This is a genomic window from Vreelandella nanhaiensis, assembly GCF_003990185.1.
GTDB classification, from domain to species: Bacteria; Pseudomonadota; Gammaproteobacteria; order Pseudomonadales; family Halomonadaceae; genus Vreelandella; species Vreelandella nanhaiensis.
The window spans coordinates 47,592-61,884 of record NZ_RZHF01000004.1 but is presented as its reverse complement, the minus strand read 5'-3'; the positions used below and the strand labels follow the sequence as shown (position 1 = coordinate 61,884).

The following is a 14,293-nucleotide window of genomic DNA, read 5'->3' as shown; positions in this document are numbered from 1 at the left end:
ATATAAAAACGTTTTTTTATTCTTTTTTGAAAAACCTTGTTGCACTAAAATAGCGCGCTCTTGGGGCCTGGGCTGGCCCGTTAGGTTAAAGACAGGAAGAAAGTCACCATGAGTGAGCAAGACAGCGCGCACTTCAAGCGCAGTATGCAGACGCGCCATTTGGTTATGCTCTCCTTGGGGGGCGTCATTGGAACGGGGCTGTTTCTAAGCTCCGGTTATACCGTGCAACAGGCCGGGCCGATTGGCGCGGTGCTGGCCTATCTAGTCGGCGGTATCGTTGCCTGGCTTGTGATGATGTGCCTAGGGGAGCTTGCGGTACATATGCCGGATTCAGGCGCGTTCAGTGCCCATGCCAGCCGCTATATCGGCCCGGGCACGGGGTATATGGTGGCCTGGATGTACTGGCTCACCTGGACGGTGGCGCTTGGTTCGGAATTTACCGCCGCTGCAGTGTTCATGGGGCGCTGGTTTCCCGACATACCCGGCTGGTACTGGAGCGGTCTGTTTGCGGCCATCGTGTTTGGGGTGAATGCATTCACCTCGCGCTTCTTTGCCGAGTCGGAGTTCTGGCTTTCGCTGATCAAGGTGCTGGCTGTAGTGGTGTTCGTCATCGTGGGCGCAGCGGCGATTATCGGCTGGGTGCCGCTGCATGATGATGCAGGTAACACGGTGGCTTCACCTGGGCTCTCGGCGCTTTGGGGGGAGGGCGCAATGCCGCCTAGCTTGCTAGCCATCGGCACGACTCTGCTGGCGGTGATGTTTGCGTTCTCCGGCACCGAGCTGATCGGCATTGCCGCCGGGGAAACTGTCGACCCGGCCCGTAACGTGCCCAAAGCTATTCGCGCCACTCTGTGGCGGCTGATTCTGTTCTTCGTGGGCACCATGGTGGTGATTGCCGCGCTGCTGCCCCAAGACCAAGCCGGACTCAGCCAAAGCCCCTTTGTGGCGGTTTTCCAGCGCCTTGGCGTGCCGGGTGCTGCCGATATCATGAACTTCGTGATCATTACCGCTCTGCTGTCGGCGGCCAACTCTGGGCTTTATGCCTCGGCGCGCATGCTCTGGACGCTTTCTGACCAGGGCACCTTGCCCAAATCGCTGGGTCGCCTTAACAAGCGCGGCATTCCGATGAATGCGCTGCTGCTCAGCATGATCGGTGGTTTTGGTGCGCTGTTTTCCAGCGTGTATGCGCCGGAAAGCGTCTATCTGGTGCTGGTGTCAATTTCTGGCCTGGCCGTAGTGGTGGTGTGGATGGCGATTGCGCTCAGCCAGCTCAATTTCCGTCGCCACTACCTGCGCGAAGGCGGGCGTCTGGAAGACCTGGTCTATCGCACGCCTTTCTACCCTTGGGTGCCCTTGATTGCCTTTGGCGCGTGCCTGGCGGCGTGTATCGGTATTGCGTTCGACCCGCAGCAGCGCGTGGCGCTCTACTTCGGCGTGCCCTTCATTGGCCTGTGCTATCTAGTGTATTTCGTGCGCCACCGCGCGGCCACTCACCCTTCCACACCTTCGGACAGCGTTGCTGAGGAGAAGCTTGTATGAGTGAATCGAATCTGATCAAGACCCTGCTGGCCGATGTTCCTTTCATGGTGATCGACGGGGCGCTTGCAACCGAACTGGAAACCCTCGGCTGTGATCTCAACGATGCCCTGTGGTCGGCGCGCCTGCTGGCCCAGGCACCGGAAAAAATTCGTCAGGTTCATCAGGCGTATTTCGAAGCCGGGGCCGACTGTGCGATTACCGCAAGCTACCAGGCCACAGTACCTGGCTTCATGCAGGCGGGGCTTTCGGCCCAGGAAGCAAAAGCGTTGATCCAGCTCTCGGTCACGCTGGCCCAGCAGGCCCGCGATGCCGTCTGGCAGCCTGGCCAAACCGACCGGCCCAAGCCGTTGGTCGCGGCGTCTGTCGGCCCTTACGGGGCTTATCTGGCCGATGGCAGCGAGTACCGGGGCGGCTATGACCTGGATCGTGCCGGACTGGTAACATTTCACCGCGAGCGTTTCGAACTCCTGCTGGCCGCAGGCGCCGATATCCTGGCGGTAGAAACCTTGCCCTCGCTCGAAGAGGCGCTGGCGATCGCCGATCTGCTGGCCGAGCACCCCGGCGCCCAGGCCTGGATCACCTTTTCGGCAAAGGATGGCGAACATATCAGTGATGGAACGCCGATTGAAGCGTGTGCCGCTGCGCTTGCCCATTGCCCAGGCGTGGCGGCCATCGGCATCAATTGCACGGCGCTGGCCCATATCGAATCGCTGATTCGCGCGATCAAACGGCAGTGCGACCTGCCGGTTCTGGTCTACCCCAATTCCGGAGAGCAATATGACCCGGTCACCAAGACCTGGCACCCGGCAGCGTGCGACCACACAAGTGCCGACCCTTCGGGCCTGGTTCAGGGCGCTGAACAGTGGCTGGCTGCCGGCGCCTCAGGCATTGGCGGCTGCTGTCGTACAACGCCTGCGGATATTCAGGCGCTGGCCCTGTGGCGGCAGTCACGCTAACTCGCTTTATCGGCTAGAAACGTCCAACTCCCGCTCAAGCCATGTAGCCAGCTGCTCACTTCGCTGGCTGTTGTGGTGGCGGGGTAGCCATAGACAAAGCTTGGCAGAGGTTTCGATAAATCCCCAGGGCGCGGTGAGTCGTCCGCTTTTCAGGTCATCTTCCACCAGCAGTTTTGGCGCAATCGCCACGCCCAGGCCCGCCACAGCGGCTTCCATTAAATAATAGAGATGATCAAACCCCTGGCCGTGGCGTAAGGCCTCTTCAAGGTGCTCAAGCTCAAGCCCCTGGGCGCTAGCCCACTGTGGCCAGGCCTGGGGGCGCGAGGCGGTATATAACAGCTTGCTGGAAAAGAGCGTATCAGGCTGCGCTGGGTCGAGCGTTGCTGCAAGGCGAGGGCTTACCACCGCACAAATCTGCTCGGTCATGAGTTCTACGACCTCTACCTCAGCAGGCCAGGGCGGCTCGGAAAAGGCCAGGGTAGCGCTGATGTTTTCCTGCTTGTCAGGTAGTTCATTTTCACTGACCACGACCTGCAGTTTGAGCTGGGGCAGGTCGCGCTGAAGGCGATCCAACCGCGGAATCAACCAGCGCGCCAGCAGGCTACCGGGGCAGGCGAGCGTGAACGGTGCTTCCTCCACGTCACGCTTGAGATCCGCGCAACTATCACGTAGGCGAGTAAATGCCTCGCCAATGCCGTGATAAAGCCGTTCGCCGTGGTGAGTCAGCTCAATGCCCCGGCCCGCTTTAGCAAACAGCGCCACACCAAAATGTTCATCCAGGCTACGAAGCTGGCGGCTAACCGCGCCGTGGGTCACGCTTAGCTCATCCGACGCAGCAGTCACGCTGCCTAGCCGGGCGGTGGCTTCAAAAGCGCGTAGGGCGCTTAACGGTGGCATGCTCTGTTGCATCAACTGTTGACTCCAGCTCACATATTGATGACATCTTATCGATTTTTATCCCGGCTTGCTTGCGCTACTTTCATTGCAACAGTTACTCCGCTTTGAGAGGTCATCATGAACCAACCTGCGATCCAGCCCGATATCAACGGCCTGTTTGGTCAATTCGGCGGCCGCTTCGTTGCCGAAACGCTGATGCCGCTGATTCTTGAGCTGCAAGCCGAATACGACACCGCCAAAGATGACCCAGAATTCCAGCGTCAGCTCGCCTACTTTCAGAGCGACTACGTCGGCCGCCCCAATCCACTCTATTTTGCCGAGCGGCTGACCGAACACTTTGGCGGCGCGAAGATCTATCTCAAGCGTGAAGAGCTGAACCATACCGGCGCGCATAAGATTAATAACTGCATCGGCCAAGTGCTGCTGGCCAAGCGCATGGGCAAAAAACGCATCATCGCCGAAACTGGCGCCGGTATGCACGGGGTGGCCACCGCCACCGTGGCGGCGCGGTTTGGCTTGCCCTGCGTGATCTACATGGGCTCTACGGATATCGAACGCCAGCAGCCCAACGTATTTCGTATGAAGTTGCTGGGTGCTGAAGTGATCCCGGTTACCTCAGGCACCGGCACGCTGAAAGATGCCATGAACGAAGCGTTGCGCGACTGGGTGACCAACGTGGATGACACTTTCTACATTATCGGTACCGTGGCCGGGCCACATCCGTATCCTGCCATGGTGCGCGACTTCCAGGCGGTAATTGGCCACGAGACCCGCGCGCAAATGCAGGAGAAAGAGGGCCGTCTGCCCGATTCTTTGGTGGCCTGTATTGGCGGCGGCTCCAACGCCATGGGGCTATTCCACCCGTTCCTGAACGATGCCTCGGTCGAGATGATTGGCGTTGAAGCGGGCGGTAAGGGCGTTGAAAGTGGCCAGCATGCGGCAAGCCTAAACGGCGGCGCGCCGGGCGTGCTTCACGGTAACCGCACCTATCTGCTGCAGGACGAGGACGGCCAGATTATCGATGCCCATTCGATTTCGGCAGGCCTGGACTACCCCGGCATCGGCCCTGAGCACGCGTGGTTGCACGAGCAGGGGCGCGTTGAGTATGTATCGGCCACCGACGATGAAGCGCTTGAAGCGTTTCAAACCTGCTGCCGCCTGGAAGGGATCATTCCCGCCCTTGAGTCCGCCCACGCCCTGGCCGAAGTCGCCAAGCGGGCGCCGAAGCTTCCCAGCGATCACTTGATGGTGGTCAACCTGAGCGGGCGTGGCGATAAAGACATGATGAGCGTGGCCCACTACCTGGGAGAGAAATTCAAATGAGCGCAGCTACTCAAACGAGCGTACCTAAGGAGAACGTTATGAACCCCAACGCGCGTCTTGCAGCACGCTTTGCTGCGCTCAAAACCGAAAACCGTCCGGCGTTGGTGAGCTACGTTACGGCGGGCGATCCGGATATGGCTACGTCGCAGCGTATTCTGGACGGCCTGCCCGCCGCCGGGGTAGATGTAATCGAGCTGGGCATGCCGTTCAGCGACCCCATGGCCGATGGCCCCGCCATTCAAAAAGCCGCATTGCGTGCGCTAAAAGAAGGCCAAACCCAAGCCAAAACCCTGGAGATGGTGCGCGCTTTTCGCGAAAAAGACACCACCACGCCCATCGTGTTAATGGGTTACTACAACCCGATTTACCGCTATGGCGTAGATCGCTTCTTAACGGATGCCGCCCGCGCCGGCGTGGATGGCCTGATTGTGGTCGATATACCGCCTGAGCACGACGACGAACTTTGCCAGCCCGCCGCTCAGCACGGCATCGACTTTATCCGCCTGGCCACGCCCACCACGGACACCAAGCGCCTGCCCAAGGTGCTGGGTAACGCCTCCGGATTTGTTTACTACGTCTCGGTAGCTGGCGTCACCGGCGGAAGCGCCCCCACTCCCGAAAAGCTCGAGCGCTCGGTGAGCAATCTTCGTGAACACACGAAGCTTCCCATCGCCGTCGGCTTTGGTATTCGCACGCCCGAACAGGCCGCCATCATTGGCCGGTTCAGCGATGCGGTAGTGGTTGGCTCTGCGTTGGTAGATTGCATCGAGCACGCCGCAACGCCTGATGAAGCCGTCAAAGGAGTGCATGACCTTGCCCGCGACTTGGCCGAAAGCATTCGGGAATGCCGCGAAGTGAGTGAGCCGCAAGTTAGCTAACTGACGTAGTAACGCAGCAAACGTATGCATAAAGGGCAGGCCGTTGGGCCTGCCTTTATAATGTGCCGACCTGCTAGTTTCTGATGAGTGATTAGTTACGTAAAGTTGACTATATAAACTGCGCTAAGTTAATAAAAAAATCTTGTTTTGGTTGCCTACCTTCATGAGCATTTAGCTTTGGGGGATGTCCACCCGCTTGGCCTGCTCGGGTGCGCCCCGTTACGCCCATTATGTTTATGGAGCAGGAGATAGCGGTACCTGCTGGACGTGCGTCAGAGGCCTCTCTACTCGCCCATCTGCTTTTCGCCCTGAAACATGAGGGGGTTGACCTTGCGATTCTGGCGGGGGCGTTGCCACACCTGCCAACAGAAGAGTTACAAGATGCCTTGCATGCTTCACCAAACGGCATTTATTTAAGAAAGTGAGGTTATCTTTACGAACGGCTAGTAGAACACCTGCCGTTCGATATCCTCGTTAGCGGCCGAGCCGTGCCTTTATTTGACCCTGAACGTTGTATTATTGGCCCTTCAACACGTGATAGCCGCTGGCGAATTGATTTCAACGGGCTAGGGACGCTCGACTATTGTGCAACTGTGCGTCGTACCCCTTAGATTACTGCGCTCATGGAAGAAGATATCCTGGCTCAAGCTTCCGCATTCATGGCCTCTTTGCCCTCTGGGATGTTAGATCGTGCGATTCAGTGGGCTTATCTCAGTAAAACACAGTCGTCGTTTGGGTTAGGCTATATAATTAAATTTAATTTGTTGCATGGTCTGACCCCGAATATACACAGGCGACACTCATGAACCTCACCACGCTGCTACTTTTTATTCCTGCCTGCTTTGCTCTCAATATGGCACCCGGCCCTAATAATCTCCTTTCGCTAACTAACGCCAAACGTTATGGCGTCGGGGTAGCTTGCTTGGCCGGTATTGGTCGATTGGTCGCTTTCATAGGTATGATTACGCTGGCCGCGACTGGTTTGGCAACCGTGCTGTATACCTCTGAAAAGATATTTTTGATGATTAAGGTCGTTGGTGGCGTTTACTTGCTTTGGCTTGCGTATCAATTGTGGGATGCCGACACCACTGAGGAAGAGAATAGCGAAGCCAAACGCTTGAGCTTTTTCGGACTGGCGCGACAAGAGTTTCTGCTCGCGGTGGGTAATCCTAAAGCTATTCTGATTTTTACGGCCTTTCTACCGCAGTTTATTGAGCCTGCTGGTAACGTCGGACAGCAGTTCTTAATATTAGGAGCGCTCTTTCTGTTACTGGAATGGGTGGCAATTGCCGGGTATGCCTACGCAGGCAGCTTTCTTGGCAACTGGTTTTCTCAACCCAAGCGGCGCCAATTATTCAACCGCCTATGTGCGGGCTTGTTAGCCAGTGCAGGCATAGGATTATTGCTCGCTAAAAAAGAGTAGATACTCTTTGAGTAACTCCTCCGGAACCGAGCTCAAATGAAGACGAGTAATGCCACGATTGATTTGGCCCAGCTGCCCATTGAAAAAGGCGCAGTAGCAGAGAACTTTGCATCGTACTTTTAAAAAAGTAAGGGGGGGAAAATGACGACGCTTTTAACAGCGAATGTTCGAGATTCAATAGAGCGCAGCGTACTCTGCTGGTTGGCTACCGTTGATGAAAACGGTCAGCCGAACGTTTCTCCCAAAGAGATGTTTATTGCTGCAGGCCGTGACTATATCGTGATTGCTAATATCGCTTCCCCCAAGTCTGCCAAAAACATCGTAGCCAACGAGAAAGTGAGTTTAAGCTTCATTGATATTTTTGTTCAAAAGGGCTTCAAAATAACGGGCTGTGCCGTTGAGATAAAACCTTTTGAACCTGAGTATCCCGGCTGGGCTGAGCCATTTAGTGTAATGGCTGGTGATCGTTTTCCCATTTCCAGCGTGTTCGTTATAAAAGTGACTGCAGTAGAGCCCATTATCGCGCCTAGCTATCGTTTATACCCCTCCGAGACGACCGAGCAAGCACAAATTCAGGCTGCGCTTAACGCCTATGGGGTGAGTAGAGAAATTAATAACGACTAAGACGGAGCCTGAGTTGTGCATCAACTAGCAGCGCAATGGATAGTGACATTATTAAGAGATCAACATATCCCGTTTGTTATCTGCGGAGGACTCGCCGCGCAAGGCTATGGCGCTAAGCGAGAGCTGAGCGATATCGACCTTTTTGTGCCCGGCGAGCACTTTTCATCAGTGGTTCAGGCGGGGTGGGCGTATATATCTAAAGCCGCGACGCGCTACTGTGAAGAGGGCTGGGATCTCACCTACGTTCAATTCAAGTATGCAAATATAAAAGTAGAGGTGGGTAACGCTGAAGGCGCGCAAATTTTCGATGCCGCCAATCAAGCGTGGGTGTCGTTACCTATCGATTTCTCCCGCACCCATACCGTCAGCCTACTGGGGCTAGAACTTCCTCTTATGTTGAGGGAAGATTTGATTGAGTATAAAGCGATACTTTCACGGCCCGTCGATATCGCTGATATTCAAGCCATGCGAGAACATGCATAGCCAAAGCTATCTACCAACTGGTTAAGTACACGCAAGCTAATAAGAAACCCCATTGTCTTATGCTTGTGCGCCCCTATTCCCGCAGGCATTATCGGCGTTCTCAACTACCTGCCATACTGGCAACCCAAGTTTTGTAATCAAGAGGGCATAATGGGAAAGCTTATTTCACTGATTGTACTGGTCGCTCTAGGCTATACCGGGGTGTATTTCTATTACGGCCATGCCGTTAAACAGGAAGTTCAGCAACAGCTGGATAACCGTGGCCTATCTTCCGTAAGTGTTGATAACGTTGAGTACGGCGTGCTGGCGCCTATTAGCACCTTCGCGAACCTTACGGTAAGCGTTACCTATCGCGGAACGCAGGCTGACCTGGATTTAACTGTGGAAGGCCACCCCGTGTTTTCTGATGAAGTAAGCGTCAGGTTTGATGGCCTGCAAGCACTGCGTCTGGGCATCGGTTTCTAAGCGCAGGCTAACACCTAGAGCCGCCAACCATTAAGAGCTTGCTCTTACATTACCGCCTCATGCCGATTAAAGATTACGACGCTGCCGTAGCGCTATGTCTGAATACCGAAGGTGTGCGGCTGCGTGATGCGGATTCCCGCGAGGGCGTTTGCCCGCTATTTGCAGCGTAACCCCGGTTTAAGCTTTGCGACGGAAGCAGAGGGAGAAGTAGTGGGCACCATCATGGGTGGCCATTACTGCCCACGTTACGGCATGCGCCCCAGCATCCCAAAGCGACGTATGCATCGACGCCCGAAGCCTGGCTTTCCACATCAATTTGACCGACCGAAATATCATATCGCCAGCGTAACGTGGAGGAGCGTCTGTTTGGCTGGTTGAAGGAAAAATGCTGTCTCAATACGGGTGACAACAAGCTGGACAGTAGCTTTAAAACCATGGTGGCGCTAAACGATGCATGAGGCCGACCTTTCAGACAGAACCTAAGGCATTCGCTTGCAATTATGTAAGGTATTGGCCATTAACTTTGTAAGACATTAGCCATTGGTCTTGTAAGACATTGGCCATTGGTCTTGTAAGACATTGGCCATTGGTCTTGTAAGTAATTGACTTGTTTTTCGCTTAAAAAATTAAACTAATCGCCACGGGGGCCGATAAATCCACACTGTTATTACCCGCAATTGCTGATAGCCATACGTGCTCCACCTGAGTGCTAGCCGTGACGCGATTGCTTTCAATGACCCAAGGCAGTGCGCTGCGGGCTTTATGAGATGCCTTCCCCATGACCTCCATGTTATTTCTGAATCGAAGCGTCAAGCTGCGGCTTACCGTAAGCTTGGGCGCCTGTATCCTGATGCTGATCCTGGTTGGCACGATCGGCCTATACAATCTCAGCAAGACGAACGATGCCGTCACCGTCACCTATGAGGAAAACGTGCTTACTTTGGCGAGCCTGAGCCAAGTCAACCAAGCGTTGCTCAGCACCCGAGTAAAGATAACGGAGGAACAGCGTGATCGAAATCCAGCTTCCGCACTTGCAATGAAGCAGGAAGTGATTGAAAACGATGCCATTCTCGATACTGCTTGGAACGACTACTACCCCAATCGTGTCTCCGACGCTACCGAACGCGCTATCGCCAACGATTTTATGATGTCTTTGGTGAATCTACGTGCCGGTATCGACGACATCAGCGCGGCAATGATCAACAATGATTTTGACGCCGCGCAGCAGATTGCTAATACCACACTGCATAATGCGTACCCGAAGGTACTAACGACTGTCCAGGCACTGATCGATCGCAACAGAGTTCAAGCTGCTGTATACAACAGGCAGACATCAGAAGACTATGCTTGGACGCGTAATGTCGTCATCAGTGCGATGGCGGCAGCGGTTATCGCTGGCATTCTACTCGCGATATGGCTAATTCGTGGGATCATGACACCTTTGGTCAAGGCGCAAGCACTTTCTAACGCTATGGCAGAGGGCAAGCTGGATAACGAAATCGACATCACCAGCAAAGATGAATTCGGTGACATGCTGGCGGCGTTACAAACCATGGAAGCCAAGTTCTCCCAAGTAGTGATGTCGGTGCGTCATAACGCCGAGTCCGTTAATACTGCCGCAGATGACATTGCCCGGGGAACTGAAGATCTGAGCAGCCGGACTCAGCAACAGGCCGCCAGCATTGAAGAGACAGCAGCGTCAATGGATGAAATCACCTCCACTGTGCGGCAGAACGCAGACAACGCTTCCGAAGCCGACAAACTCGTCTTCGACGTTAGCCAGCAGGCCAACGCTGGTGGGGAGATTGCAGGCCAAGCCGTGAAAGCGATGGAGGGGATCAATGCCTCAAGCCGCAAGATCGCGGGTATTGTGGGCTTGATCGAGGAGATCGCTTTCCAAACCAACCTGTTGGCGCTGAATGCGTCGGTTGAAGCGGCTCGTGCGGGTGAGCAGGGGCGCGGATTTGCGGTAGTTGCCAACGAAGTACGCAATCTGGCCGGGCGCAGTGCCAATGCGGCCAAGGAGATCAAACAGCTGGTTGATGAGAGTATCGGCCAAGTGGACAATGGTTCTAACCTGGTTAACCGAGCGGGTAAGTCATTGGAAGAAATCGTCAGCGGTGTACAGCGTGTCTCGGTATTGATGGGTGAGATCGCCACCGCCAGCCGCGAGCAGTCTCAAGGGATCGAGCAAGTCAACACGGCCATTGCGCAGCTGGACAGTGTCACCCAGGAGAATGCGAGCCTGGTGGAAGAGTCAAGCGCGGCAGGCCGTTCACTGCAAATTCAAGCGGCGGCATTGTTGAGTGAGGTGTCATTTTTTAGAGGGGCGACCATGGGGCAGCACCAGGCCGCACTACCGATAGGACGACGCAGCGGCAGCCAGCCACAGATCGCTCAACAGCCGGCCACTCGCGCCTTGGGGAGCCAGCAGCACACCGAGCAATGGACCTCTTTCTAAGCGACTGAACAGTGAGAAGCGCTCCGGCCGGGGCGCTTCTGCTATATGATCCCTGACTTTTTTGCTATCAGAAACGCTAGCATTGTCTATAAGTGAGTCGCATAAAGCTGCGTTACCCCTCAAGTAACTGTCACGGCGCCGCCACCGATCACGTACTCCGTTCTCGTGGTGGCTACCAACGGTGACGCCAGAAACGCAATCAGATTGGCCACCTCAACAGGTTTTGAGGGTGGGCCAATCGGAATGCCGCCCAGCGATTCTATGATGACCTGCTTGCCGCTTTCGTAATCGGTGCCTGCCTGCTGGGCAAGCCGCTCAGCTAGGGCAACGGATGCGTCTGTCTCAAAGGGCGTTGGAAGCTCATCATTCTCTTCCATCTCTTTGATGGCAACGTTCAGTGCTACTCAGATTTTGAAAAACTCATCCCAGGCATCTCCCAGAAAATGCTGGCTCAACAGCTACGCCAGTTAGAGGCGGATGGAATTGTGGCCCGCAAAGTCTATCCACAGGTGCCGCCGAAAGTGGAGTATCGCCTCACCGAGTGGGGCCAAACGCTCTGCCCGGCGCTGGATGCCTTGCTGAAGTGGGCAGAGCAGAAGATGATGTTGCCAACCCTGCCCAGCAGAACGATCAAGATGATGTCGCTACCTGTTGAGAGCCACCTGATGCACTACCGGCCCTATGACGATTGAAGATTACGACGCCGCCGTGGCGCTATGGCTAAGAACAGAAGATGTGCGGTTGCGCGATGCGGATTCCCGCGGGGGCATTGACCGGTACTTGCAGCGTAACCCCGGTTTAAGCTTTGTGGCCGAAGCAGAGGGAAAGGTGGTGAGTACCATTATGGGCGGCCATGACAGCCACCGGGGATTTATTCAGCATTTGGCGATCGCGGCCTCCCATCGCAATGCGGGCATCGGCTCAAAACTGGTAAAGCTCTGCTTGGATGCGCTTAAAAACGAAGGCATCCAAAAATCCCACTTGATGATTCTGGTGGAAACGAAGCGGGTAAGCGCTTCTGGAGCAATCTGGGTTGGGAGTTTCGAGCGGATATCGCGCTTTACTCGTTTATCAACGGCGGCGGGGCGAAGCGTAAGAGCTTCGCTATATATTTTCAAATGCGACAAGCCCAATCGCTATCAAGCGCTTAAGATGTCTTTACAGCCATCAATGTAAGGCCCCTCATGGCATTAAGCTCTCACCCCTGGGCAGAAAAACTGCCGCTACTCTATGACCACCTTTGGGCGCGCCTGATCCAGGGTGTCGGTGATCGCCACACACCGGCTCGCCATCCCACCTTGGTCACCGTAAGTGAAAACGGCATGCCGCAAGCGCGCACGGTGGTGTTACGAGGCGCCGATAAGCAGGCAGCAACGCTTGCCATCTATACGGATATTCACTCAGAAAAGGTCAATGCTCTGAGCGCCACGCCCGTTGCCGCGCTACACGTATGGGATGCTGGTGAGCAGCTGCAAATACGTATAAAGGCCAACGTCACCATCCTGACCGGCGAATCAGTAAGCGAGCAGTGGCAGCGCCTGCCCGAGCACACACGCAGCGCCTACAGCAGCAGCCCGGCGCCGGGTGAGCCGATTGCTGATTCATTGGCTTATACCAAGACGCCAGACAAAAGCGCTTTTGCGGTGTTGTGGTTGGATATTCAGGCTATAGAAGCGCTACACCTGGGCCAATGCCACCGCCGCGCAGCGTTCAAGCGGACGGATAATTGGGCAGGGCAATGGCTGGTGCCATGATGACCGCGCCAGCTAACGCAAATAGCTTACACACTTTTTTGTAGGAGCTGGCTTCAGCCCGCGACGATATAGGCTACTCATTAGTGATAACTTTCAAACCTCAAGGAGCCACATGCACCACGCCGAGCCTATTGAGCAAGACACCCCGCGCTTTACCATTCCCGCTGGCGAGATCATCGGCTGGCGGGATCGTGGCGTTATACGCGCGACGGGCATTCTCTACGCCCGCACTCAGCGCTTCTGCGCCCCAGAAGACGAACCGCCAGCCACCGATCTCATCTACGCCACCAAGTGGTCGCCCGCCTTACCGCAAAACACGATTCCTGAGCTGAATGAAGCACTCGGCGTTAGCGCCCGAGAGTTTCACCCCCGCGAAGGTGAGCTGCATTTGTCAGTCACCGTGCCGGATAGCCCCTCCACGGGGCCGCGCCCTGTGATGGTATGGATACACGGTGGCTCCTATGTGTTTGGCGCTGGGGATCTTTCGGTGTTCGACGTGCGCCCGCTGGCGCTTGAACAAGACGTGATCGTGGTCGCTGTGAATTACCGGCTTGGCCTGTTGGGTTTTCTGGGCGGCTACGCCAACCGGCCTGCCAACCTGGGGCTGCTGGATATTATTTCAGCCCTGCGTTGGATCAACACCAACATCGCGGCCATGGGCGGCGACCCCAGCAATGTCACCCTGTTCGGCCATTCGTCTGGCGGGGACGCGGCGGCCCATTTGATGATTGCTGAAGGCACTGAAGGGCTTTTTCAGCGCGTTATCATCCAAAGTGCGCCGCTGGGTATTAGCCGCGGTCGGGCGAAAATGAGCGCTAAGATGAGCCAAAAAGCCGTGACCTTAAAAGATGATGCCCCCCTGGATGAGATATTGCGCGTACAGCCTCATGTGGCGAAAGCCGCACGGGGGTTTGGGCTGAAATCATCCATGCCGTTTGGCAGTCAGTACGGCCACTATCCGCTACCTGCTGAATCCCAGGCTGACGCTGCCTGGCGCCGCGTCGCACCGAAGTTTGACGTCTTCATTGGCCACACTGCCGAAGAAACCGCCATGTTTCTGGTGATGTCACCCAACCTGATGCGGCTGCGTAAGCTTCCTTTAATAGGCGAGACGGCCACCAGGGCGATGGTGGCCTCCACGACGCACAAGGTGTACAAACGGGATGCGCTCAAATTTGCCCGCCGACACGCGAAAGCGGGTGGCAACGCCTACGTTTACAGGCTGGACTGGGGCAAGGGCCGCTACCCGTTTGGCGCCGCCCACACGATTGAGCTTCCGCTGCTGCTGGGCGAGCCCGCCAGCTGGCAGTATGCCGACCTGGTAAAACACGTGGATGAAGCCACCTTGCTTGAGCACGGCCAGCGCCTGCGCGCCCTATGGGCCGACTTTGCGCGAGATGGGCAGCTACCGCCCACCGGCCAGCTCGAGCCGCAGATAATGGAGTGGTGGCAGGCCAGCTAGGTGGTGCATGAACCTGCTAACCGTTCAT

The 14,293-nt window shown here is 55.8% G+C and carries 15 protein-coding genes and 1 pseudogene; 14 read left to right on the top strand and 2 right to left on the bottom strand.

Annotated features, from left to right (window positions below; genetic code table 11):
- Positions 1-108 precede the first annotated feature (108 nt).
- Positions 109-1,539, top strand: a complete 1,431-nt coding sequence (locus tag ELY38_RS00665; RefSeq protein ID WP_127059600.1) for an amino acid permease — start codon at positions 109-111, stop codon at positions 1,537-1,539.
- Complete coding sequence (gene mmuM / locus ELY38_RS00660) at positions 1,536-2,495, top strand: homocysteine S-methyltransferase (RefSeq protein ID WP_127059599.1); 960 nt, start codon at positions 1,536-1,538, stop codon at positions 2,493-2,495. Before ELY38_RS00665 ends, mmuM begins: the two co-directional genes overlap by 4 nt.
- 6 nt (positions 2,496-2,501) lie before the next feature.
- On the opposite strand, the gene ELY38_RS00655 is transcribed toward mmuM, so the two are convergent.
- Entirely contained in the window at positions 2,502-3,404 is a 903-nt protein-coding gene (locus ELY38_RS00655) for a LysR family transcriptional regulator (protein WP_127059598.1), read from the bottom strand.
- A gap of 105 nt (positions 3,405-3,509) precedes the next feature.
- Here ELY38_RS00655 and trpB point away from each other — a divergent pair, with 105 nt between their 5' ends.
- The 8 genes and pseudogenes from trpB to ELY38_RS00610 all read left to right on the top strand — a co-directional run bounded on the left by trpB (position 3,510) and on the right by ELY38_RS00610 (position 11,049).
- Positions 3,510-4,715, top strand: a complete 1,206-nt coding sequence (gene trpB, locus ELY38_RS00650) for a tryptophan synthase subunit beta (RefSeq protein WP_127059597.1) — start codon at positions 3,510-3,512, stop codon at positions 4,713-4,715.
- Between the two features lie 38 nt (positions 4,716-4,753).
- On the top strand, positions 4,754-5,593 hold the full coding sequence (gene trpA, locus ELY38_RS00645) for a tryptophan synthase subunit alpha (RefSeq protein ID WP_127059596.1): 840 nt from the start codon (positions 4,754-4,756) through the stop codon (positions 5,591-5,593).
- 802 nt (positions 5,594-6,395) lie between these two features.
- On the top strand, positions 6,396-7,016 hold the full coding sequence (locus ELY38_RS00640) for a LysE family translocator (protein WP_127059595.1): 621 nt from the start codon (positions 6,396-6,398) through the stop codon (positions 7,014-7,016).
- 141 nt (positions 7,017-7,157) lie between these two features.
- The gene (locus tag ELY38_RS00635) at positions 7,158-7,640 is read left to right on the top strand and encodes a pyridoxamine 5'-phosphate oxidase family protein (protein ID WP_127059594.1); all 483 of its coding nucleotides are present in this window, start codon (positions 7,158-7,160) and stop codon (positions 7,638-7,640) included.
- A gap of 15 nt (positions 7,641-7,655) precedes the next feature.
- Entirely contained in the window at positions 7,656-8,123 is a 468-nt protein-coding gene (locus ELY38_RS00630) for a nucleotidyltransferase family protein (protein ID WP_127059593.1), read from the top strand.
- Between the two features lie 150 nt (positions 8,124-8,273).
- Positions 8,274-8,588, top strand: a complete 315-nt coding sequence (locus ELY38_RS00625; protein WP_127059592.1) for a hypothetical protein — start codon at positions 8,274-8,276, stop codon at positions 8,586-8,588.
- Positions 8,589-8,822: 234 nt separating this feature from the next.
- Positions 8,823-9,046: pseudogene (locus ELY38_RS00615) on the top strand (IS5/IS1182 family transposase); the annotation flags it as partial.
- Positions 9,047-9,366: 320 nt separating this feature from the next.
- Entirely contained in the window at positions 9,367-11,049 is a 1,683-nt protein-coding gene (locus ELY38_RS00610) for a methyl-accepting chemotaxis protein (RefSeq protein WP_246009033.1), read from the top strand.
- Positions 11,050-11,168: 119 nt separating this feature from the next.
- Here the strand turns inward: ELY38_RS00610 and ELY38_RS00605 are convergent, their stop codons facing one another.
- Complete coding sequence (locus ELY38_RS00605; RefSeq protein WP_246009032.1) at positions 11,169-11,426, bottom strand: SDR family oxidoreductase; 258 nt, start codon at positions 11,424-11,426, stop codon at positions 11,169-11,171.
- Between ELY38_RS00605 and ELY38_RS00600 the strand changes: the two genes are divergently transcribed.
- The 4 genes from ELY38_RS00600 (at position 11,412) to ELY38_RS00585 (ending at position 14,265) form a co-directional block, all read left to right on the top strand.
- Positions 11,412-11,741 (top strand): winged helix-turn-helix transcriptional regulator, encoded by a 330-nt coding sequence (locus ELY38_RS00600; protein WP_340148028.1) that lies wholly within the window; start codon positions 11,412-11,414, stop codon positions 11,739-11,741. The two genes, ELY38_RS00605 and ELY38_RS00600, sit on opposite strands and share 15 nt — an antisense overlap.
- The gene (locus ELY38_RS00595) at positions 11,731-12,225 is read left to right on the top strand and encodes a GNAT family N-acetyltransferase (protein ID WP_246009031.1); all 495 of its coding nucleotides are present in this window, start codon (positions 11,731-11,733) and stop codon (positions 12,223-12,225) included. Before ELY38_RS00600 ends, ELY38_RS00595 begins: the two co-directional genes overlap by 11 nt.
- An 8-nt stretch (positions 12,226-12,233) precedes the next feature.
- Positions 12,234-12,803, top strand: a complete 570-nt coding sequence (locus tag ELY38_RS00590; protein ID WP_127059591.1) for a pyridoxamine 5'-phosphate oxidase family protein — start codon at positions 12,234-12,236, stop codon at positions 12,801-12,803.
- Positions 12,804-12,915: 112 nt separating this feature from the next.
- Entirely contained in the window at positions 12,916-14,265 is a 1,350-nt protein-coding gene (locus ELY38_RS00585) for a carboxylesterase family protein (protein WP_127059590.1), read from the top strand.
- The last annotated feature ends 28 nt before the right edge of the window (positions 14,266-14,293 follow it).